20 protein-coding genes are annotated in these 21,705 nt (G+C 67.2%); 17 read left to right on the forward strand and 3 right to left on the reverse strand.

The annotated features are described in order from the left end of the window. Positions 1–3 precede the first annotated feature (3 nt). The 16 genes from ACM6LR_RS12575 to ACM6LR_RS12650 all read left to right on the forward strand — a co-directional run bounded on the left by ACM6LR_RS12575 (position 4) and on the right by ACM6LR_RS12650 (position 14,483). Positions 4–645, forward strand: coding sequence for a prepilin peptidase (locus ACM6LR_RS12575; RefSeq protein ID WP_414943830.1), 642 nt, complete (start codon positions 4–6; stop codon positions 643–645). A gap of 17 nt (positions 646–662) precedes the next feature. Further along, positions 663–1,220, forward strand: coding sequence for a hypothetical protein (locus ACM6LR_RS12580; protein WP_414943831.1), 558 nt, complete (start codon positions 663–665; stop codon positions 1,218–1,220). Continuing rightward, positions 1,220–2,140, forward strand: coding sequence for a hypothetical protein (locus ACM6LR_RS12585; protein WP_414943832.1), 921 nt, complete (start codon positions 1,220–1,222; stop codon positions 2,138–2,140). The genes ACM6LR_RS12580 and ACM6LR_RS12585 overlap by 1 nt, the downstream gene beginning before the upstream one ends. Before the next feature lie 58 nt (positions 2,141–2,198). Continuing rightward, positions 2,199–2,858, forward strand: coding sequence for a hypothetical protein (locus ACM6LR_RS12590; protein WP_414943833.1), 660 nt, complete (start codon positions 2,199–2,201; stop codon positions 2,856–2,858). A gap of 21 nt (positions 2,859–2,879) precedes the next feature. Continuing rightward, entirely contained in the window at positions 2,880–3,704 is an 825-nt protein-coding gene (locus ACM6LR_RS12595; RefSeq protein ID WP_414943834.1) for a hypothetical protein, read from the forward strand. Then, positions 3,701–5,134 carry a CpaF family protein gene (locus ACM6LR_RS12600; RefSeq protein WP_414943835.1) on the forward strand — a complete coding sequence of 478 codons (1,434 nt, stop codon included), beginning with the start codon at positions 3,701–3,703 and terminating at the stop codon, positions 5,132–5,134. Before ACM6LR_RS12595 ends, ACM6LR_RS12600 begins: the two co-directional genes overlap by 4 nt. After that, entirely contained in the window at positions 5,131–5,991 is an 861-nt protein-coding gene (locus tag ACM6LR_RS12605) for a type II secretion system F family protein (RefSeq protein WP_414943836.1), read from the forward strand. Before ACM6LR_RS12600 ends, ACM6LR_RS12605 begins: the two co-directional genes overlap by 4 nt. Then, entirely contained in the window at positions 5,988–6,866 is an 879-nt protein-coding gene (locus ACM6LR_RS12610; RefSeq protein ID WP_414943837.1) for a type II secretion system F family protein, read from the forward strand. Before ACM6LR_RS12605 ends, ACM6LR_RS12610 begins: the two co-directional genes overlap by 4 nt. 34 nt (positions 6,867–6,900) lie before the next feature. Next, complete coding sequence (locus tag ACM6LR_RS12615) at positions 6,901–7,143, forward strand: hypothetical protein (protein WP_414943838.1); 243 nt, start codon at positions 6,901–6,903, stop codon at positions 7,141–7,143. 16 nt (positions 7,144–7,159) lie between these two features. Beyond that, positions 7,160–7,510, forward strand: a complete 351-nt coding sequence (locus ACM6LR_RS12620; RefSeq protein WP_414943839.1) for a hypothetical protein — start codon at positions 7,160–7,162, stop codon at positions 7,508–7,510. Between the two features lie 50 nt (positions 7,511–7,560). Next, the gene (locus ACM6LR_RS12625; protein ID WP_414943840.1) at positions 7,561–7,947 is read left to right on the forward strand and encodes a TadE/TadG family type IV pilus assembly protein; all 387 of its coding nucleotides are present in this window, start codon (positions 7,561–7,563) and stop codon (positions 7,945–7,947) included. Beyond that, positions 7,944–8,378 (forward strand): TadE/TadG family type IV pilus assembly protein, encoded by a 435-nt coding sequence (locus ACM6LR_RS12630; RefSeq protein WP_414943841.1) that lies wholly within the window; start codon positions 7,944–7,946, stop codon positions 8,376–8,378. Before ACM6LR_RS12625 ends, ACM6LR_RS12630 begins: the two co-directional genes overlap by 4 nt. Beyond that, complete coding sequence (locus tag ACM6LR_RS12635) at positions 8,375–8,788, forward strand: hypothetical protein (RefSeq protein WP_414943842.1); 414 nt, start codon at positions 8,375–8,377, stop codon at positions 8,786–8,788. The genes ACM6LR_RS12630 and ACM6LR_RS12635 overlap by 4 nt, the downstream gene beginning before the upstream one ends. Further along, a complete protein-coding gene (locus tag ACM6LR_RS12640; protein ID WP_414943843.1) occupies positions 8,785–11,445 on the forward strand; it encodes a LysM peptidoglycan-binding domain-containing protein in 2,661 nt (886 codons plus the stop codon). The genes ACM6LR_RS12635 and ACM6LR_RS12640 overlap by 4 nt, the downstream gene beginning before the upstream one ends. 1,003 nt (positions 11,446–12,448) lie before the next feature. Further along, the gene (locus ACM6LR_RS12645) at positions 12,449–13,327 is read left to right on the forward strand and encodes a hypothetical protein (RefSeq protein WP_414943844.1); all 879 of its coding nucleotides are present in this window, start codon (positions 12,449–12,451) and stop codon (positions 13,325–13,327) included. A gap of 316 nt (positions 13,328–13,643) precedes the next feature. Further along, positions 13,644–14,483, forward strand: a complete 840-nt coding sequence (locus ACM6LR_RS12650; RefSeq protein ID WP_414943845.1) for a hypothetical protein — start codon at positions 13,644–13,646, stop codon at positions 14,481–14,483. 221 nt (positions 14,484–14,704) lie between these two features. Here the strand turns inward: ACM6LR_RS12650 and ACM6LR_RS12655 are convergent, their stop codons facing one another. Both ACM6LR_RS12655 and ACM6LR_RS12660 read right to left on the reverse strand, forming a co-directional pair. Beyond that, the gene (locus ACM6LR_RS12655) at positions 14,705–15,679 is read right to left on the reverse strand and encodes a hypothetical protein (protein ID WP_414943846.1); all 975 of its coding nucleotides are present in this window, start codon (positions 15,677–15,679) and stop codon (positions 14,705–14,707) included. Positions 15,680–15,686: 7 nt separating this feature from the next. Beyond that, entirely contained in the window at positions 15,687–16,718 is a 1,032-nt protein-coding gene (locus ACM6LR_RS12660) for a replication-relaxation family protein (protein ID WP_414943847.1), read from the reverse strand. A gap of 154 nt (positions 16,719–16,872) precedes the next feature. On the opposite strand from ACM6LR_RS12660, the gene ACM6LR_RS12665 reads away from it, so the two are divergent. Continuing rightward, positions 16,873–18,600, forward strand: coding sequence for a hypothetical protein (locus ACM6LR_RS12665; protein WP_414943848.1), 1,728 nt, complete (start codon positions 16,873–16,875; stop codon positions 18,598–18,600). A 103-nt stretch (positions 18,601–18,703) separates the two neighbouring features. Here ACM6LR_RS12665 and ACM6LR_RS12670 read toward each other — a convergent pair whose 3' ends face one another. Beyond that, complete coding sequence (locus tag ACM6LR_RS12670; RefSeq protein ID WP_414943849.1) at positions 18,704–21,205, reverse strand: type IV secretory system conjugative DNA transfer family protein; 2,502 nt, start codon at positions 21,203–21,205, stop codon at positions 18,704–18,706. Between the last annotated feature and the right edge of the window lie 500 nt (positions 21,206–21,705).

The following is a 21,705-nucleotide window of genomic DNA, read 5'->3' on the forward strand; positions in this document are numbered from 1 at the left end:
CTGATGGTCTCGGTAGCGATGCTCGCGGCCGGAGCGGGAAGTCTCGCCTCGGGACCGGTACTGCTCGCGGCGGTGGAGCGGACGACGAGCACGGTGGTAGCGAGCGGGGCATGGCGTCGCCGAGCGGTCGCCGCGGCGTTGTCGGCGACCACGGCCGCGCTGTCCTGGGCAGGCTGGGTGCGGCTGGGTGCGACACCGATCTGGCCGGCATGGTGCTGGGCCTGCGCGCTGGGCTGTGGTCTCGCGCTCACGGACCTGCGGTGCCGGCGGCTTCCGTTTTCGCTGGTGGCGACGCTGGCAGGTGGGGGAGCGACGCTCTTGTTCGCCGTCACGGTGGTCGACGGAAGCTGGTCCCGGTACGGCCTCGCCTGCCTGGCGGCCGTGGCCGTGTACTGCCTTGCGTCGCTGGTTCAGTTCTGGGCGCCGGAACACACCGGCGGTGGCGACACCGCGCTTTATGCCGCTCTCGCCCTGTTTCTCGGCTGGTTCGGGTGGGACGGTCTGGTACAGGGGCTGGTGATCGCCAGCGGGCTCACTGCGGTGGTGGCGCTCGTGGTCCTCGTGACGTCCAAGAGCGTGAATTCGCGGTTTCCCGCCGGACCATCGCTGATCGCCGGGGCGTTGCTCGGCATTCTCTGGGGATAGACACCGAGGAGGAACTTGTGAACGACTTCGCGACTCGACGTCCGCGGCGGTACGGCATCCTGGTCGTCGCCATGCTGTCAGCAGGCTGCGTGACCGGCGAAGCGCCGACACCCGCTGCTTCGCCTGACCTGTCGGCTCCATCGCCGGGATCCTCGGCGCCGAGTTCGCCCGGCCCGGAACCGCGGCAGGCCGTCGAAGCCGCCTATACCCAGTTCTGGCCGCGGTCTCTGGCCATTCCGAATACACCGGAAGACACCTGGCGGGCTGCGATGGCCGCGCTCGCGGCGGACCCGCAGCTGTCGACGGCCCTGGAAGCGATGCGCCGCAACAAGGAGGTCGGCGTGAAGCCCTACGGGGACGTCACGACCCGGATCACCGGCGTCGACGTCCAGGGTGATCGGGCGACCGTGACCGACTGCCAAGACGGTTCCCGTTCGGGACAGGCGGACGCGGCGACCGGCGATCGGAAGACCGTGGGATCCCCGCGAATTCCGATCCACGCCCAAATGGTCCGCGACGCGGCGGACGGCCGATGGCGGGTATCCCAACTCGCGTATCCAGGAGGGCAGTGCTGATGAGCATCAGGAACGTCCTCGTCTGCTCGACCTGCGCGCTCGCTGTCTGGGCGACCGGACCGCCCGAAGCGGAGGCCGTGCCCGGCCCCCAGGACGACGGCCAGGTCATCGTCGTCCCGAACAACGTCGACCAGTTCGGGCAGTACGCCCCGCCGAGTATCGACCTGCGAGCCTTGGACCAGCGTGGTCAAGCGCCCGTCCGGCCTGGCGAGCCCGGAGCGAAACCGGGAGGCCAAGCCCGGCAGGCGGCGGATCCGGACGGACTACCGCCAGACTGTTCCCTCGGTGGGTTCGGTGTCGGCGGTTCCCCGGGAATCGGACGGCCGGGCGGCAGCGCGTTCGGGATACGTTGCCTGCCGCCGGTGCCCGCCGACAGTGACCCGGCGCCCGTGGCTCCTCCTCTCCCGTCACCAGCGGAGCTGGCGGCTGAGGCGTTCGAGCAATTGCGGTTGCCACTGCCGGTTCCCCGGCATTCGCCCGACGTGCGGCTGCCTGATGGGCGGGAAGCCACGATCGTCGGGGAGAACACCTGGATCTGGACTGAACGCGGAGTCTGGAAACCTGCCGTGGAACGGGTTCAGGCCGGCCCTGTATGGGCCGAGGTGACCGCGACACCGGTGGGCATGACATTCGATTCCGGCAGTGGCGGTTCGTTGACCTGCTCGGGACCGGGGACGCCATATCACCGCTCCTACGGATTGCATACCGCCAGCCCGGATTGCGGCTTTATGTACACCCGCGGCTCGGCCGGGCAGCCGAACGATCAGACCAGCGCGGAGTGGGCGATCCAGTGGTCGGTGAGCTGGGTCGGTTCGGACGGTTCCGCTTCCGTGGGCGGTGACTTCCCGCAAATGCGATCACAGGCGAGAGCGACGTTCGCGGTCGCCGAAGTGCAGGCCCTGCGCGCGAACCGGAACTGATTCGCATTCCGCGGGCACAAAAGAATTGTTCTTTCGAAAAGGGGAAGGAATAACCCCGATGGGTACCGCTTTGTCTTTTTCCCGGCCGTCGCCCACCGACGACGGCCCGCGCGTGCCACGGCGACGGCGCTGGTGGCTGCTGGGGATCGCGGTGGTACTGGCCGCGGTGGCCGCCGTCGGCAACTACATCCTGATCACGGGCCAGGACGAACGGGTCGACGTCGTAATCCTGCTCCGTGACGTGGGCTGGGGCCAGCCGATCGGCGAAGAGGATCTCGGAGTGGCCAAAGCCGTCCCGGAACAGCCGCTGGCCTCCATCCCCGCCGGTGACCGCGCCCGGATCATCGGCCAGGTCGCGCGCTCGATCCTGCCCGCCGGAACGGTGCTGGCGCCTGGACAGCTGTCCGCGCAGCCGATCCCGGGGCCAGGGGAACGGCTGGCAGGACTTCCGGTGAAGCCGGGCCACCTGCCCGCGCGGGGCTTCTCGCCCGGAGATCTGGTGCAGGTCAGCCCGGTGATGAGCAGCGCCGGGACCGACACCGGACAGGTTCCGGCGAGCACGATCGGACCGTTTCGCGCGCGAGTGCTCGGCGTCGGCCCGCCGGACTCCTCTGGCGTGGTCACCGTCGATGTCGTCGTCGGCGCGGACGCCGCACAAGCCGCGACCAGCGCCGCCGCGGGTCAGGTCGTCATGGTCCAGCTCGGACCTGGCGCGTGAGGAAAGGACGAGGTGAGGGCAATGGCCATGATCACGATCGTTTCGGGGAAAGGGGCGCCCGGCGCGACCACGACGCTGGCCGCGCTGGCGGCGGTCTGGCCCGCGCCGGCGTTGCTGGCCGACTGCGATCCGGCCGGGGGAGACCTCGCGCCGGGCTGGCTGGGCCAATGGATCGTCGATGGCACGATCCGAGCCGAAGTCGGTCTCTTGTCGCACGCCACCGCGACCCGGCACGCCGTGGCGGGGGACCCGGCGACGCTGGCCGAGCACGTGCAGGCGGTTCCCCCGGCGAGACATGTCGGGCTGCTCGCCGGATTGACCGCGCCCGGCCAGCACTGCGCGGTCAGTGCCCGGGGATGGACGCGGCTGACTGTGGGGTTGGCCGCGTTCAAGACCACGACCGGATGCCCGGCCGACGCGCTCGTCGATCTCGGCCGCTACGGCGCGGACACGCCCTGGCCGTTGCTGCTGGCCGCCGACGTGGTGCTCGTGGCGGTACGCCCGACCCAGCGGCACGTACTGGCCGCGCGTCCCGTTCTGGCCGAGCTCGCCGAGCGGATCGTGCCGCGGCGGCTGGGACTGGTCGTCTGCGCGACGACGCCCGCCGGCACCCGCGAGGTCCGCGCGGCGCTGAGCCGGGACGTCGCGGTCGAAGTACCGGAGGACGGGCGGGCGGCGGCGGTGTTCTCCGACGGAATCGACGGCGGGACGCTCCCGCGCCGGTCGCCGTTGCTGCGTGGCATGCGCCGCGCGGCACGACGTCTCCACGGTACCTACCACAGCTACGCGCCTGCCGGAATGCGCGCCCCGGCATCGACGCTCCTGCTCCACGGAGGTATCCGATGACGTTGCCAGCCAACGGATACCGCTTCTCGGTGACGCCGCCGTCACAGCGAGATGGCGCGAACGGCAGGCCCGACCCCCGGGTCGTTCGGGAGATCCGGGAGGCGGTCGCCGCCCGGCTGGAGCGAGTCGCGGCGGGCGAGTCCCCAGTGGACAGTCTCTTGTCCGCCGAGGAACAGCAGGCGCGGATGCGTGCTTACGCGGCGGAAGAGGTCGCTGCTTGGGTGGAACGCCGTGCCGTCGCCGGGCACTCGCCCTTGCCGGTCGAGGAAGAACGGCGGCTGACGCGCGCGGTGGCGGCCGCGTTGTTCGGGCTGGGTGCGTTGGAGGAGTTGTTGGAGCGCAACGATGTCGAGAACATCCATGTGCACGGTTGTGATCGGATTTTGCTGGAACTGGCGGACGGTTCGGTCGAGCAATGGCCGTATCCGGTGGCCGACACCGACGCCGATCTGGTGGAGATGCTCGCGGCGATGTTCGCCCGCCAGGGCCAGACCTCCCGGGAGTTCAACGCAGGTCGCCCACTGGGGAACCTGCGGATCGGCGCTGGTGGTCCGCTGGGGGCGAGGGTGGCCGCGGTGATGGAGGTGTCCGACCGGCCACGGGTGGCGATCCGGCGCCACCGCCTGGTCGATGTCGGCCTGGACGATCTCATAGCGAACGGGACGCTCGACCCGCTGCTCGCGTCGTTCCTGCGGTCGGCGGTGCGGGCGGGCTGCAACATGGTCGTCTCCGGAGGACCGGCCGCGGGCAAGACGACGTTGCTGCGCGCGTTGTGCGCGGAGATCGCGGAGTACGAGCATGTGGTCACGGTCGAGGAGGAGTACGAACTCGGGCTGCATATCGGTGCCCGGCCGTTGGTTACTCCGCTGGAGGCGCGTCCGGCGAACTCGGAGGGGATCGGGGAGATCTCCTTGGACGACCTGCTGAAGCAGACGTTGCGGCACTCGCCGAGCCGGGTGATCGTCGGGGAGGTCCGGGCGGGGGAAGTGACCGCGATGCTGCGCGCGCTCGGGAACGGGGCGACAGGCGGAATGTGCACCTTGCACGCCACGAGCGCGTCGGCGGTGTTCGACCGGATCGGCGCGCTCGGGCAGCTCGCCGATCCACCGCTGGCGATCGACGCCGCCCACCAGTGGACCGCTTCCGCGATCGACCTCGTCGTGCATGTCACCCGCGCCGACCACCACTCTCCCGCCGGGCGGCGCAGGGAACGGTTCGTGGCCGAAGTGATCGAAGTCGGGCTGGTCGGCGATTCCGGCCGCCCGGACGTCACCCAGATCTTCGCCCCGCGTCCGGTCGACGGTCGCGCGGTTCCGGCGTTCGCGCCGAGCCGTGAACTCCTCGAACGCCTGGAGCGACACGGGTTCGACCGATCCCTATTCGACATGCCCTTGTCCGGCAACGGTTTCTCGAACGGAGGAAGGCGGTGACGGGCGTGTGGCCGGGCGTCCTCGGTGTGACCGCGGCGCTGGCGATCGTTTGCGCGGTCGCGGCTTTCCTGCCGCCCTTCTCGCGAACAGACCGACCGCGGCAGGGGGCACATCTCCTGGCGCGGGTTCCGGTTCGGCGAGTCGCCGTGGCGGTCGCCGCGGGCACGGTGGTGTGGTGGGGCACCGGCTGGCCGGTCGCCGCGATCCTGGTCACCGCCGCCGTGGTGACCGTGCCGAACCTGGTCCGCGGTCATGACGCCCGGCGGGTGATCGCGCGCTTGGACGCGCTCGCGAGCTGGGTGCGGCGCCTCGCCGATGTGCTGGCGTCCGGCGCCGGCGGGCTGGAACAGGCGATCGCCGGATCGGCTCGCACCGCTCCCGAGGCGCTGGCCACGGAGATCCAGACCCTGGCGGCGCGGTTGCGTACTCGCGGTCTTGAACCCGCCCTTCGCGCCTTCGCCGAGGACGTGGGCGACGAAGCCGCCGACGAAGTGGTGCTCACCTTGATCCTCCGCGCCCGCGCGGGCGGACGCGGCCTCGTCGACATCCTCGACGGCAAAGCCACCGCCCTCGAACGCGAGGTGGTCGCTCGCCGCGACATCGAAGCCGATCGCGCGAAACCTCACACCGACGTCCGCGCCATTCTCGGTATCGCCGTGCTCCTGACTACCGGTCTGGTGTGCTTCGCCAGCGAGTTCCTCGCCCCGTTCGGCAGTGTGCTCGGCCAGCTCGTCCTGGCCGGGATCGGGGGTCTGCTGGGCGCGGCGGGCTGGTGGATGCATTTCCTGATCCGGACTCGCCGTCCCGCCCGGCTGCTCGGCACGGACTCCCGTCTTGTCGCCGAGGTGTCCTCGTGAGCTCCGGAATCGCCGCCGCTCTGTTCGGCGCGCTGGCAGCGCTCACTGTCGTCTGCGCGCTTCTCGCTCTGCTGCGACCGGCACCGGTCGACGTCGCCGCGGCGGTGGCGGAACTGGACCAACGCGCCGACGGCGTTCCGCCGCCGGGCCGCTGGCTCGCCCGGATCAGGTGGCTGACCGGGTACTCGGCGCGGTCGTCGGGCCGCTGGTGGGGAATCCCCGCCGCCGATCTCGACGTGCTCGGCCAGACCGCCGAACGGTATGTCGCTCGCCGTCTGGTGTGGGCCGGTGCCGCCGCCGCGGCGGTTCTCGTGGTCGCCGGGCTGGCGTGGTCCGGCGGATTCCCCGGCACGGTGGTCGTGCCTGCCGTGGTCGTCGCGGCCGTGGCGGGGTCCCTGGTGCCGGTCTTGGCCGTCCGGGAGGACGCAGCCAGGGCACGGGAGGAATTCCGCCGGGCTACCGCCGCTTATCTCGACCTCGTTGCCCAGGAACGCGCGATCGGCCGCGCTCCCAGCCAAGCCCTGGGTGAAGCCGCCGCGGTCGGAGACTCGTGGGTGTTCGCCCGGATCAGCCGCACTCTCGGCCGGGCCGCACGGGCCGGGTACACCCCATGGGAAGCCTTGTCCCGTCTGGGAAAGCGAATGGGTGTGGTCGAACTCGCCGACCTGGCCCACATTCTCGCCACCGCGGCCGACGGCGCGGCCGTCTACACCACGTTGATCGCCAAAGCGAGCGCGCTGCGTGCGGCCTCATTGGCCGCGGACAAGGCCGACGCCAACTCCCGGTCCCAGCGGCTCGCCTTGCCGGTGGCGTTGCTGCTGGTCGCGTTCCTGCTGATGGTGATGTACCCGGCCATGATCCGCCTGATCACGTAGCCGGACCGGAAAACAAGTGAGGGAGTGGGAAACCATGTCGGAGAACCTTGTCGCCGCGCGGCGCCGATGCGCGGATGTCTCGCTGATGCTGAGCGGGATGGTGCTGGCTCTGGTGGCCACCGTGGAGAACCGCTGGGCGCGGGTGCGCGCTTCCGGTGACCGCGGATCGGAATCCGTGGAGAAGGCCGTCCTCGTCGCCATCGGGCTCGTCGTGGCGATCGGGCTCGGGGTCGCCATCCGTGCCGCTGTGACGAACTACCAAAGCCAGATCAGGTGAAGGAGGCTGATCACGGATGGCCACCACCGAGGAGATCGAACGCCGTGTCGGACTGGCGGATGCCGCCCGCAGTGAGAGAAGGACAGAGGCGGCCCGCACTGTCGGCGAACTCGCGGCACGCCACGCCGACATCGCCGCACAACTTGGTGACATCGAACGAGAACTGAAAGAAGTACTAGCGGAGTCCAGCAGCGTGATTGGACTCGACGAGCTGGCGGCGTTCACCGATGTGCCCGCCGCCGACCTCGCCCGATGGGCCAACGACCCGAAAGGCAACCGGACCAAACGAAAGAAACCCGCGGCCGCCGGCCCCTCCGCCGCGAAGAGTGTGCGCGGAGTCGCCGTGCCCGCAGAAGTGAGCCGATGATGCCGAAGCGTCCACTAGGGACAATCATCCAGGATTTCCGCCGGACTCGGGTGATCGACGACAGCGGGGCGGAATCCATCGGTCTAGCGGTACTGTTCCCCGTCGTCCTGGTGCTGATTCTCGCCGCTGTGCAATGCGGTTTGTGGTGGCATGCGCACGCGGTCGCCGCCCAGGCGGCCCAAGCCGGGGCCGACGCCGGTCGTCCCGTCGGCACCACGATCGCCACAGCCTCCGACGCGGCACGCTCGTTCGCGGACCGCGCCGGACGAGGCGTCCTCACCGCCTCCGAGATCCGCGCCACGGCCACGGCGGAAGACAATCAGGTCACCGTTTCCGGCACCGCGATCCGCGTGCTGCCGATCCCCGGCCTGGATTTCGGGGTCGAGGTGCACGCGCGGGCGGTGAAGGAGCGGTTCACGACCGGAGGTCGCTCGTGAGTGGCACATCCGCAAGACGCTGGAACGACGCCGGTTCGGTCAGCGTCGAGGCCGCTGTGCTGATTCCCGCCGTGCTCTTCACCGGGCTGCTGATCATCGCTGGTGCCCGCGTCAGCTCAGCCCAGCAAGCGGTCGACAACGCCGCGACCGCTGCCGCACGAGCCGCCTCGATCGCTCGCAATCCGGTGGCGGCAGAGCAGGCCGGAACGACGGTCGCCCGCGAGCGTCTCGAGCGTGAAGGCATCACCTGCCGGGAGACCAGCGTTTCGGTCGACGCCGGCCAGATTGCCCTCGGCCGCGCCGGTCAGGTCAGGGCCAGCGTGCTGTGCCGTGTCGCGCTCAGTGATCTGGCCCTTCCCGTGCCCGGTGGGACGCGGACGATCACCAGCACCTTCACCAGCCCGGCCGACCCGTATCGGGGCATTCGATGACCACGTCTGGGCAGCGACGCGATGCCGGGTCGGTCAGCGTGATGATCGCTGTCCTGGTGCCCGCGCTCTTGCTCGTCCTGGCGCTGGTGGTCGACGGCTCCGCGCGGCTGCGGGCGATCGCCCGCGCGGACGCCCTGGCCGCCGAAGCCGCCCGCGCGGCGAACACAGCCGTGGACACCCGCGGCCCGACCGTCGGTATCGACACCGCCACTGCCGCCCGTGCCGCGTCCGACTACCTGGCGCGGGCCGGACACCCCGGCCAGGTCACGATCCTCGGGCCCCGCGCGGTGCGCGTGACGGTCACTCTCACCGAACCCGCCCCCATCGGCTTGCTCGGCGGCAGCGTCCAATCCACCGGCACCGCTCTGGCCGAACTCGGTGTCGGCACCCGCGACGGCGGGCTACCGTGACTTCCCGCGCGGCACAGGTGATCCGAGGCGTGCTCGCCGCGCTCGCCCTGCTCGCTTTCGTCGCCGGAGTCCCGAGCGGACTTGTCGCTCTTGGCGCCGGGCCCACCCGCCTGATTCCCGATCGCTGGCCAGATCCGGCGCCGATCAGCCGCTGGCCCGAGCGGATCTGGCACACGTTGCGGTGGGCGTGGCTCACCGGCGATCTCGTGATCTGGTTGGTCCTGGCCGTGGCGTGGGTGGGCTGGCTGATGATCACCGTCTCGGTGGCCGCAGAACTGATCCGCCAGACCGGGCACGGTCTGAGCCGGGTCCCGTGCGGCCGGTGGATCGCCGGGCTTGTCGCCGCAGTGCTCATCGTCACCTCGACGAGCACCGCTGCCGCTTCCGGTGTTCCCGCCGCGCCGGTCGTGGCCACCGCGCCGCCGCGGCCGCAGACTCAACCCCTCACACCGCTTCGTGCCGTTCCGTACACGGTCGTGCACGGCGACACCCTGTGGGACGTAGCCGAACGCTGTCTCGGCAACGGCACCCGCTATCACGAGGTCGTGCGGCTCAATCGCTCGCTGCTCGCGGACAACCCGGACGACCTCGAACCCGGATGGACGCTGCTGCTCCCAGCGGACGCGGTCGGGCTTCCGCGTCCCGTGGACACCGCCGCCGCGACCATCGACGTGCGGCCTGGCGACACGCTCTCGGGCATCGCCGAACGCGAACTCGGAGACCCGGACGCCTGGCCTGAGCTCTTCGACCTGAACGTGGGCCGCGCTCAACCCGACGGCCGTGCGCTCCGCCACCCCGACCGGCTGTTGCCCGGCTGGAACCTCGTCCTGCCGGTCGCGGTGACACCGCCACCAGAGCGTGCACCCGAACCGGTACCGCCGTCTCCGGAGAGCCGTCCGCAGGCACCTCCCGACGACGAGCGGCACTTCGATGACAGCGGGATCTCGCTGCCGGGCGGCGTGTTCGTCAGTCTCGGGCTGGCGGCCCTGGTCACTCTCGCGATGGTCACTGTGCGGCTGCGACGTCGCCGCTGGTACCAACCCGGTTCCCCGGAGCATGCTGACCCCGCTGGGCTGCCGGTCGTGCGCGCGCTGCGGATCGCTCACGACTCCGCAACGTGGGCCCCCGATGGTGCCGTACCTGAGTCGCGGCCGGCCGGGATGGACGTCCGCGATCGTGCACAGGCCACGGTCCGGGCCGTGCTGCCGGACTCACCGGACACCGTGCTCGGCGTTCGTGCCGGACAGGCCGTCGCCCTGGACCTCGCGCGTAAGCAGGGTTTGGGACTCGTCGGTTCCGGTGCCCACGCCGCCGCGAGGGCCCTGATCGTGACGCTACTCGCGCGGGCCGCCGGCGACGGTCTGGACGCCACGGTCCTGATCCCTGCCAGTGACGCTCGCTCGCTCTTCGGACACGACCTCCCCGACCGCGTACCGGAGCGGCTGCGCCTCATCGACGACCTGCCCGCGGCCCTCGACGTCCTGGAAGCCGAACTGCTCGCGCGCGGACACGAGTACAACGACAACGGGCCCTTCCTGGTCGTGGCGGCACCGGCCGCCGACACGGAGCGGCGTGCCCACGCCGTCCTCGAGAGCGGTTCGCGCCTCGGGCTGGCCGGGCTGTTCCTCGGCCGGTGGCGACCCGGCGGCACCGTGCGCGTGAGCGACGACGGTGCCGTGGAGGCGACGAGCCCCGCCCTGAGTGATGACCTGTCCGGTGCCAGGCTGTTCACCCTGCCCGCCGCCGACGCCCTCGACCTGCTCTCGCTCCTGCGGGCGGCAGGCCCCGGCAGCGACGAGCCGCCCCGGGAACACATCGACGCCGTGCCGGACGCCGTTGATCACAACCAGAAGCCCGTTCTGCGCGACGAAGACCGGACGGCCGCGCCACTGCGCCTGGACGTCCTCGGCCGTCTCCATCTGACGCACACGAACTCCGAGCCCCGCGACCTCATCGAATCCTTCGCGCCGCGGCAGCGCGAGATCCTGGCCTACCTGGCGCAGCACCGCGAGGGCTGCCGACGCGAAACCTTGAGCGCCGCGCTCTGGCCGGACGCTCCGGGCACGCGTCCGTACAACAGCTTCCACGCGACCCTCTCGCAACTCCGGCGCGGCCTTCGCCGAGCGACCGAAGACGACGACCTCGACGTCATCGTCAGCCAGGACAGCCATTACGGGCTCGACCCGGCGATCGTGACCGTCGACCTGTGGCAGCTGCGGGACGCGCTCGCCGCGAGCCGGACTCTGAGTCCGGTGGCCGACGCGGTCGCGGCACTCGACCGGGTCGCCGCGCTGTACCACGGAGATCTCGCCGAAGGCATGACCGCGGAATGGATCGAAGGCCCCCGGGAGGCATTGCGCCGTGAAATACTCAACGCGTTCGCCCTCGTGATCCGCACGGTCAGGAACGACGACCCCGAGCAGGCCCTCGCTCTGCTGGAGCAAGCCCGCCGGCTTGACGCCTACAATGAGGCGATCTACCGCGACCTCATGCGCATGCAAGCTCGGCTCGGCCAGTACGACGGCATTCCGCGGACACTGCACCTGCTCACCACGTCGCTGAAAGAACTCGACCAGTGTCCCGCCCAGGACACCTCGCGCCTCGCTCATGCACTTTCCCAGTCGGACAACCACCAGCGGGACCGGCAAGCCGGTTGAGCTGTATTCGTCCTTAGCGGGAATTGCGGTTAAGATGGAAACCGGCAGCCAAGTTTTTCGCATCTTGCGTCGTGGACCTGTAAATCAGGTTGCCTGAACCCGGGCGCTGTGTTGTTTTGATAGGGATTCATGTGCCGAGCGATAGGCGCCCCCTTCCTTTCCTGTTTCCTCTCTTCCTGCTTGTCCGACTTCCTTTACGGGGACCCCCTAGAGAAGAAGGGGCCTTGCTCCTCTTTGTTGCAGGCAGGGGTCGCGCTGGGCCCTCCGCTGTGTCCCCCGACTTCGGTGCCGGCAGGCATCAACAGTCGGCTTGGGTGGTATTTTGCTATCTGATAGGTGTCTCGTCACTTCCCCGCGTCTTTAGGTTCTAGTCCGCTTCCTATCGGCAATTTCGCTCGCTGCTCGCGTGATTCTCGCTTGGTCACCGGCGGTGTCAGCGGTAGGCTTTCGTGCTGGCTTGGGCCGGACGAGCAGGGGCGCGTCGCTGGTCCCCGGATTCGTTCTGATCTACCTCGGCCCGGGTCTGGTGACGGCGCCAAGGACGCTCACCGAGATAGGTGCTGCGCCACCCGAGCGGGCTGGTGCGGAGACCAGCGTGAAGTTCGGCTGGGTGCAAGAAGAGGCAGTGGTGGTGGTTGTGGAGTTGCGACGGAAGCGGGCTCAAACCCGTTGCGCGTACATGCTTTGCAGAAGCTCAGCGAGGGTGCTACTGTCTGGCCTGATGGCTCCGACGGAGCCCGGTCAGATCAGCACCCGGACCGCTGATCACTATGACCGCAAGGTCCTCAGGGCCTACCGTCGTTTACGAGGCAACTTGGTAGCACGCCAGGTCTACTTTATGTCGATGTGTTCGCCGAACCGGGGCGGCGAGGACAGGACTGACCTGATGACGCACACTACCTCTGCTATTAGGTGCGCAACTCGGTTACGCAGGAGATACACCTGCGAGGCTCACCAACTCGCCCTCCAGGCCATCAGTGAGCTGCAGGGCACACAACAGGTCGTGCCCGATGCGACCAGCCTCCATCAGCGCATGCTCGAAACAGCGCTACTGCTGGCAATCCGTGACGCGCAGCCGACGTTCTCCTCCCTCAAGGGCGCCCCCTTCAACGGCCATCAGGTCTTCCGCTTGGTGAATCCCCGGCCGAACGGACTGATGATCGAGTTGTTCGAGGATGTCATCGTGCGGTTCATCCGCGCACTGATTCCGCCAGTTAACCCGAGCGATAGTGCCTACGGGGTGCCGGGTCTGCGAGTCGTCCCGACAGGGCGACACCTGCGCGTCCACCTCCTCAATGCGGAGAATCGCTTGACCGATGCGTGTGTGATCATTCGGAACATCAGTGGTCGGACCTGGGAGGACATCTGGCAGGAGGCTCGGGTCACCGAATACGAGGACGGCAGTGTGGACCTGCTGCTTAAGAGTTCGCCTCTGCTGAGTCCCGGCGAGCGAGACATGGCCGACTTTTATCGGCGTCACTCCGGGCCGATCGCGTTGGGCAGCGCGATGTTGCGTCGTGTCGGTCTGCTTGCCGGCGCCTTTTCGCTGGACGTGTGGACTGGCAATGGCGGCAACTACTTGCACGTCGAGATCGACGACGATCCCTCGATTTACGACATTTTGAACGCTCTCCGGCATCCGCTGGCCGGGGTCACTCGTGGCCAGTTCATGGTGGACACGACGATCGGCCCGATCCACGAGCACATCACCTACGCGCGCATCATCGACACCGATCCAACGCCGACTACCCTCGCTGGGAGATCGCGACCGTCGGACTCACCACCAGGCTTGGTCTTGCGGATGTTGCCCCGCTGGGAAAATGAACGTCAGTTGGCCGCATCGACGGCCACCGCACCGGCGGCAAGGAAGGGTGGAGCATGAGCGTCCATCCATCACGCCGAAACGACCAGCCGCCCACGCCAACAGGCCTGCTCGACAGTTTGCTCGACTGCGACGAGCGAACTCGCAGGGCGAGGTCGCTGATCGTTACCGCATCCGCCTGCGCGGCACTTCTAGCGCTAGTAATCACTCTGCCGCTGGTTATCGTCTTCGGGGCTACGGGCGCGGTCGGTGGCGGTTTGTTCACCGCCCTGACCGCGGTGCTGGCGGGCAGGGCGTACTGCCGTCGACAGCGCGATGGAAATGGATCCTGATGCCGCACACATCAGCTGCTAAGACACGTGCGTTGCGGGCACGCATGGACTGCACCGGCGAGCCCTATCAGCTCGTCAAGACCGGCCTGAGCGGTTCCCGACAGGCGATACCAGCGGCTGCCACAGCCGCTCAGCAGGAGCTAGAAGCACATATCCTCCTGGCACTCCGGGACATCCGCCAGTTGCGTAACCACGATCTGCCCTTCTACCCATTCCGCTACGCCACCCCGAAGCGTCAATCGCTAGAACTGTCAGTCCTGCCACATACTCTCGGAGCATTCATATTCGGCCTGGCGCCGCGCAGTAAAGACTACGAGATCGCAGGCGTTCCGGGTCTTCGAGTCACTTCCAGCCGCCGAGGAGTCACTCTCCGCCTGCTCGGCAACGACGGACACCCAACTGAAGCCAACGTCCTCATCAAGGGCGTCACGCCAAAGCAATGGTCAAAGGCGATGTCATGGGCGAATGACGAGTACCTTGAAACCACGAAAGACTTCTTCGTGCATGAGCCTGTGCTTACGACCGCAGAGAGTCGGTTCATGAGTCGATATAGGCGTCTCCGAGCGCACCCGATGCTGGCCAGCCGCGTGCTGCGGCGCCTTCATCTGCTTAGCACCGCCCACTGGATTGATGCGTGGACGGCTGACTCGACAGTCAAGATCGAATGGTCTGGGGGGCCGCAGCTTCGCGAGGTGGCCCGCCGCCTGATCGATCCTGACGTTGGTTTGCTTGGCGAAGAAGTCAGGCTGCGCCAACGCAAGTTGCTCGACAGTGACCGGGAGCTCTACTCGCTCGACTTCCAAGGTCCGGCACCGCAGGCGGATGACGCCGGCGGCGATCGTAGCTACCCGGAGGTCACATTGGTCATGCGACGAATAGACTGACATCCTGACTCGTACGGTAGCCCGCACTTTTGCTGCTCAGGCGCAGGGCATTCTCGCCGACATGACTCGGTGTCTATAGTGGACACAGGAGTGGATCGCGGGCGAACAAGTGTGTCGCGATCACGCCATCGGGATCGGCGTTGGCAACTTAATCCGCATGTCGACCGAAATTGCTTACTATCTTAACGGTGCCATATCACATCAAATGCGATATGGCACCTTCAATACATTGATACGTGAACGTGGTCGTAGTGGCAACCTGTGATATTTTTCGGATTGGGACAGCCGTAAGCGCTGGATTGGTATGTGTTCCAAGTCGGGCTTTCGGCTGACCAGTACCGGTCTTGCCAAATGAGGTAGTGGACGCCGAGGTTCGCCTGGTGGGTGATGAGCCAGTTCGCGACCTGCCAGCCATGGGTCACCGATGGCTGGTTGTGGGGGTTGAACATGATGTCGCAGGCACGGCCTTGTGGATGATCGGAGCTCGGGTTGGCTGGCCGGTGCGCGAAGCAGCCGAGACCGTTCCCGGTCATTCCGTTGGCGCGCAGTGTTTGCACGAGGTTCAGGGTGCGCGGGGTTATTCGCCCGCCGCTGGTGGGGTCGGGCATGGTGGCTTGTTCGGATGGCCAGTCGGTGCGTAGCTGGCCCGGCGTGCTGGTTGCGCATGTGGCGCCCTGCGTGGCGGCCACGATTTGCCGGGCCGCATCTTCGAACTGGGAGTATCGGTCTGGAAATCCTGAGCGCTGGACTAGTTGGGCGGCTTCGGTGACGGGAATGCTTTGCCAGTTCGGTATAGCCAGGAGATGGCGGTAGAACTGCTCGCTGCTGTAGCTGGGATCCATGATCTTGTCCGAGGTTCCCCAACCCATAGACGGGCGTTGCTGAAATAGGCCGAGACTGTCGCGGTCGCCGTGGTCGAGGTTCTGCAGGCGTGACTCGGTGAGCGCGGTGGTGATCGCGACGACCCAGCCGTGTTCGGGGACGTGCATGCGTTTACCGACGGCTACGATCGTTGCCGCATGCGTCATCTCCTGCGGCCCGTATCCCGCAGCCGTGCCAGTGACGCCTCCGGGAGCACAGTCCGGGCCACTGCCAGTGGTCCCGAACACGGCCTGCACGCCGGCGATCGCTCCGCCGCCGATGAGGAGTATGAGCACCAGGACCAGCGCCACGCCCGTCCCGAGGATCTTGCCCATGTCTGCTTCACCTCCACCGGCTGCTGGGGTCGGGTGGGGGCATCGGCGGCGGTGGTGTCAGTTCTGGGCGGAGGCTCGCGGGCGTACTGCTCGGCAGGAGGGCTGTGGTGGGTGTCGGTGCGTGGAGACAGGGCCAGAGGGCAGGCAAGTCGGCTAGCGCGACTCGACCGGTGTTGTCGAGGTCGTCGACTCGTCGCCAGCGGGGTGCGGCCATATCGAGTGGGTCAGCGGCAGCTTCGCCGCTGCTGGTCGCCACCGGCACTCGTGCGGGCCGATCGAGGGTGCGCAGCGCCTCGGCCAGAGCCTTGCGCGCGTTGGCCTCACGCGCTGCGCTGGGCATCCACACCAGCACCGGAGTGATGATGCCCGTAGTGTCGGCCAGGCGCTCGTACCGGGCGAGCTTGCCCGCCAGCCGGGATAGTTGCTCGGTGCCGAAGTCGAACTCGACGAACCATTCGACCTCCCGGCCGTTCTCCTGCCAGCGTCCGTAGCCGTCCGGGGTGACGATGTCGCCCCAGTGCCTGCCACAGCGTGCGGCGGACCACCACGCGGAGAGCGTGCCAGTGGCCCCGGGCTTGCGGGCCCGGCGAATCAGAACGGTGAACAGACCGTTGCAGCCCACGGTGTGCGCCAGCTGTAAGGAGAAGGCGCGCCCGATCTCGCGCTCACGGCTGAAGCCCAGTTGCTTGGGGTCGATGCCCTCTTCCCGGGCGAGGGTGACTGCCCCGGCGGTGTCGAGGACGTAGTACATCGGGTGCGAGCCGCGGTCGCGGTGCGGCTGGAACCGGTGCACGACGCCCCACTTGTAGAGGTTGCGCAGACGCAGTTTCGCGGCGCGGCGCCCGGCGAAGGCGATGTCGATGATCTGCGTGCTGGTGAGCACGTGGTGCTCGAACAGCATTCGGCACAGCCACCGATCGCGGTCGGTGAGATGCCGGACCAGCCACGCGTGATGCTCGGCGGAGTTGAGCACCCGCGCAACGGGTCGTTCCGGCCGGTGCGAACGCAATTGTCGCTGCGGAGTGGGATTGCTGATCATGGTGATCTGCACCTCCAAAAATGAGTGGAACCGTTCACGGGAAGCAGGCAATGGCAAGGTGTGGCATTTTCCGGAACGTCTGCTTTGCGGTTTCTGTTGGTGACGATGTCATTAGCCTTGACAGGGTGAGGCTGAGGCGTGAGATAATTTGGGCATGTCGAGCCCTGAACCGGATCTGCAGCAGCGCATCATTGAGAGGTTAGGACGAGGCGAGAAAGAACTAGCCGATCATGGGCAACTTCTCGACCCGTTTCAATACGTCGCGTCGGCAAATTATGTTGTTCCAATGCTGTTGGACTTGGCTATCAAGCGCGGAGATGAGATCGTTGACCACGTTCCCCGATATAATTCCCTTGATCACGCTGTAAATTGGCAGGTGCTCGCGGCATCTATTGGTCGATTCGACGATTTCATCGCTCCCTACTTTGATCGTGCAATACTGTCCGATCCGTTCGCGGAGGAGCTCCTCGCTTATGAGGGGCGAAAGCATGAGCGTCGACACGCAATTGCATCCTTCCGGCAAGGTCTGTGGAGACTCGTCTCTGACGACGATGGGTTGCGGGTGGTGCTGGCAAAACCTGTGCGTCGTTCGGCTCTGCATTTGGTCAGCGAACTCGCTAGCCGTGCTCAATATCCAGCGGAAGTGATTGAGCAGCTCGATCAAAAGTCTGGAGAATTAGATCTTGGTGCGTTGGCACTCAAAATGGGTTTGCGTGAGCTGGACGTGTTCTCGCAGAGTGCGCCCGATGGCTGGGAAGCGTTCTGCGTGGGAGTTGGATTTCCAATGGGTATGGTTCCGCAATTTCGCTCGTGGGTGATCGATCTGTGGAAGACGCATCCTCGGCGATGGTTCTCACCAGATGAGCTGTGGGCTGACTGGTGTTCATTTGCAACTGAGAAAGAATTTGAAGTTCGAGAACCTGGACAGTTTGACGCCTTGCTGAGCCTGCACACCGTCACACCGCAAGAGGCGGTTACTTGGGGGGTTCAAGCTCCGTTTCTTCGATGCGGGGAGTTCCTTGCATCATGGCCCTTCGCGTTCCATGTTCTTTACCCAGATCTTGGCTTCATCAGCTTGCTGGTTCGACGCCACGAACGACTATGGAGTACCACGGTTGGTAGTTCTCTAGCTCTGGCGGCCGACTGGCTCGGAGCGCAACTTCCGCAGCATTCGCGTTTGGCATGGGCTGCGCGTCGTGCTCGCCGTGGCGTCGGTGACGCCGACCTGGTGCTGTGGGATCGACAAACGGATGACGTTGTCGTTGTGGAGCTGAAGACAACTTATGACAAGTTTCGCAGCCATGCACAGTTGCAGAACTTTGTAGACCAACGAGTCAATTTCCCAAAGGCGATTAAGCAAGCTAATCGCACCGCTGCAGCGATCAGGGACGGCTCGTGGCCCTTGCGAGACATTTTTGGCAAGGCGGCGCCCGCGCTTCCGCGATCTGTCACCCCGTGCGTCCTGACTTGGTGGGATACGTACAACCCAACGCTCGGCAGCGAGGATGAGATCGTAAGCTGCAATTTTGCCACCTTTATATATGTGATCAGTCTGGCGAAGGGGGACGTCTCGGCAAGCATTACAACCCTGCGCGAGTTGGCAAGAATTTACTGTCCCGGCGTCCTTAAACCCGTTCACGTAACTCTGGATGAAAGTGAGTTGTCAATCCGACGCGAGGTACAGGGAGCTGATCTACCACCGCAGGCAACATGGCCACCGACGAGCCAATTGACGGACGAGTTGCTCCGGGCGTGGCGGCCGTGGCCGCCCGACTGGCACGAGGGAGACGGCGATGGGTCTCGCCCGCGCCTCTTCGTCTACAACGATAAAGAGGATGATCATGAGACGTCCCCGAGACCCGCAGCGCGCGAGCAACCATGATCCACGTGTCAAGGAATACTGCATGATGCGAATAGCGCACGTTCACCAGTACTCGCAGGACGCAAAAGAACGCCCTGCGGGTAGACGGAAAAGCTGAGTGGGGTCAGGCCGCGCGGCGCGGATCGAACGCCGCCGGCTCGACGTTCTCGGCGGGCTCGGGCGTGTTTGGAGGCTCGGTGTTCACGAGCGCGAGGCGACGGATCTCCTTAGCGCGTCCGGGAATCGCGGGCGGAAGCTTCTTGGTGACCGCGGTGAACGGGGGAGCTTCCTCGCTGTCGAGCACCAGCCGCGCGGCGATGTGGAATCGCCCGAGATTGGCGAGATCGTGTTCGGAGAGCCGGGGCGCGGTGTGTCGGGCCAAGTGGCGAGCGTCTTCGGGCGACGCCGAGAAAATGATCTTCGAGCGGGCGTTGGTGCTGATGCCTTCTTCCAGTTCGCGCGGCAGCTGCCGCAGGTACTGGTGCGCGAGCGTCATCGACATCCGGTAACCCCGGGCTTCGGCGAGCATGTCTTCCATCGGGTACGCCAGATTGAGGAAGTTGTGGCACTCGTCGATGTAGAGCGAGGCATCGTGCCGGTCGCGCTGCGGAATCCGGGCACGACGGGTCGCGGCTTGCCATGTCCGAGCCACGACGATCGAGCCGATCAGCCGCGCGGTGTCCATCCCGAGTGCGTCCTTGCCCAGGCGCACCAGGCAGATTCCGCCGTCGAGTACCGCGTCCATGTCCACGGTGGATTCGCCACCGGCGAGGGATGCCCGCACGAACGGGCGCAGCAGCAGGCCGCGGAGCTTGTTCATCAGTGGCGCGACGACCTGTGCCCGGCTGGCGTCGGACAGATCGTCGTACCAGTGCCAGAAGCCGGTCAGGACGTCGTCAGAGATCTGTTCGAGCGCACGCTGCCGGAACGCGGGCACCGTCAACAATTTCGGCAGGTCCGTCAGCGTGGGCGTTCCGGGCAGCTCGCGCAGGGTCAGCAGCCCCGAGCGCAGGATGTCCTCGGTGCGCGGTCCCCAGCTGGAGGCGTAAACGTGGGAGAAGATCGAGACCAGGTTGTCCACCGTGCGGGCGGTGTCGTCGCCTTCGAGCGGGTTGAGCACCGGCGGGCGGGAGTGGCTGTCGGCGTCGAAGAGCACGACCTTGTCCCCGAGCCGTGCGGGCAGCCGCATGAGGGTGTCGGCGACCAGGTCTCCCTTGGGATCGATGACGACCAGTCCACGGCCGGCGTCGGCGTCGTCGAGGATCATCCGGGCCATCAGCTCGGACTTGCCTGACCCGGTCGCGCCCAGGATGTGCAGATGATGGCGAGCGTCGGCGACGCGCAGCCCCACCGGCCGGGAGTGGCCGGAGTCGGTGATCCCGATCGGTTTCACTCCAGGGCCCTCGGTGGCGATCCCCGGTGGCGGCGGCACCGCTTTGGCTCCGGCACGCTGCAAGCCGGGCACGGCCTCGTCGGTCGGGACGTGCGCGAGCGCGGCCAGCTCGGCGATCGAGAGCAGATCACCGGAGGTGAGGCGTCGTTCGGCCACGGCCCGGATGGAGTTGGTGAGCCGGACGCGGCGGTAGTAGTTGTGTTCGCTGTAGGCCGCGAACGCGCTGGCGATGGCATGCCCGCGTCCCCGTAAGTGTTCACGCACCGGGACCCGCTCCGTGCTGGTCGCGTGCTCGTCGACCAGGGTGGCCACGGCATACCGGATCCGGGTCTCGTACTGGGAGCTGCGCTGCTTAGCCACGATGACCCGGTCCTGTGCGGAGTTCTCCAGCGAGGTCTGGTGGTCGACGACCGACTGTTTCGCGGTCGTGCTGGACTTGCGCGATCCGGTGTGCGGGGTGAGCAGGTCCAGGAGGCGTCCGGCCAGCCGGACCGAGCTGCCCGTGCGGACCCGGCGGGCGGCTCGGCGGGCTTTGCGGACACGCGCGCCGGTGACCGGGCGCGCGAGGACCTGCACCACGGCACGTTCGTGGGTGGCCATGCCGACCGGGGCACCCAGCAAAGCGCGGACGGGATCAGTGGGGAAGTCCGACCGGATGGGCAGTGCCTCGCTGCGGGCCAGGCGCAGTTCGCCGCCCACGGTCTCGACCGCTTTGCCCGGCGGATTGGACAAGGGGATCGGCGGCTTGGCCGGTGTGGTCCGGGTGTGCGCGCCGGGCCAGGCGGCCTCGATGGCGCGTTCGGCCATGCCGGGCGGCACGACGCCCGGCAGCCACAGCCGCAGAGCGACCCCGACATGGGAAAACACATACTCCCACACAATGTGCGGCTGGCCGCGCATCCGCCGTTTCCAGCCGGACCGCAACAACCCGACCAGATTGGAGTACAAGGCCGCCGCGCCGTCCGGATCGACCGTGGGCGGAGCCAGCACCGTGACCACCCGGGCGTCGGCGGCCATCCGGTCATGGCACCGGCGCGCCCACCACCGTCGCCCGACCGCGACGCCAGCCACCGCAAGCGCAACGGCCGGCCCGACGAGTGGCCCCCAGGACAGTGCGAAGTCCCGCAATGCCGCGACGACAGCACGCACTGCGGCACCGGGATCGCGGAGGTAGTCCTGCAATGGTGACGCAAGCAACCTCGCCGAAGCGACAACAGACTGAGTGGATGACATCAGAAATCCTCTCTCGCAAGGAAAAGTCAAAAGGACACGGATTCAGGCCGTGTATCGCTCGGCGTCTTCCGTGCTCGGTTGGCCTTCCGGCATCGGGGCAGGAGCGGACGGGTCGTTGGGCACGAGTCGCAGGTGACGGCGCCGCTTGTGTGCCCGTCCGGCGTCGATCTCGGCCTGCCACTGCGACAGCCGCCGTCTGCCCATAGCCCGGCGGTGGTGCGGTGGTTCACTGTCCAGATCAGTACATTGCCCGCCGAGATGCGCCGCGAGCTGACCGTCTGGTTCGACATCGCCCGCCACGCCAGTTCGAAACCGCCCCGTTCCGGCCCCGCTCCGACCGCACCGTCCGATCGCAACTGGCCTTTGCTCTGCCAGCCCTCCGGCTTTGGGCACGGGAGCACACCTCGCTGCGCGAGATCAGCCATGACGACGTCCTCAACGCACTCCCGCCGAGCGGTTCCCCGCGCTCCTGCACCCTGCAGGGCCTGCGGTCGATCCTC

This window comes from Amycolatopsis sp. cmx-11-32, from assembly GCF_047608695.1.
Lineage (GTDB): Bacteria > Actinomycetota > Actinomycetes > Mycobacteriales > Pseudonocardiaceae > Amycolatopsis.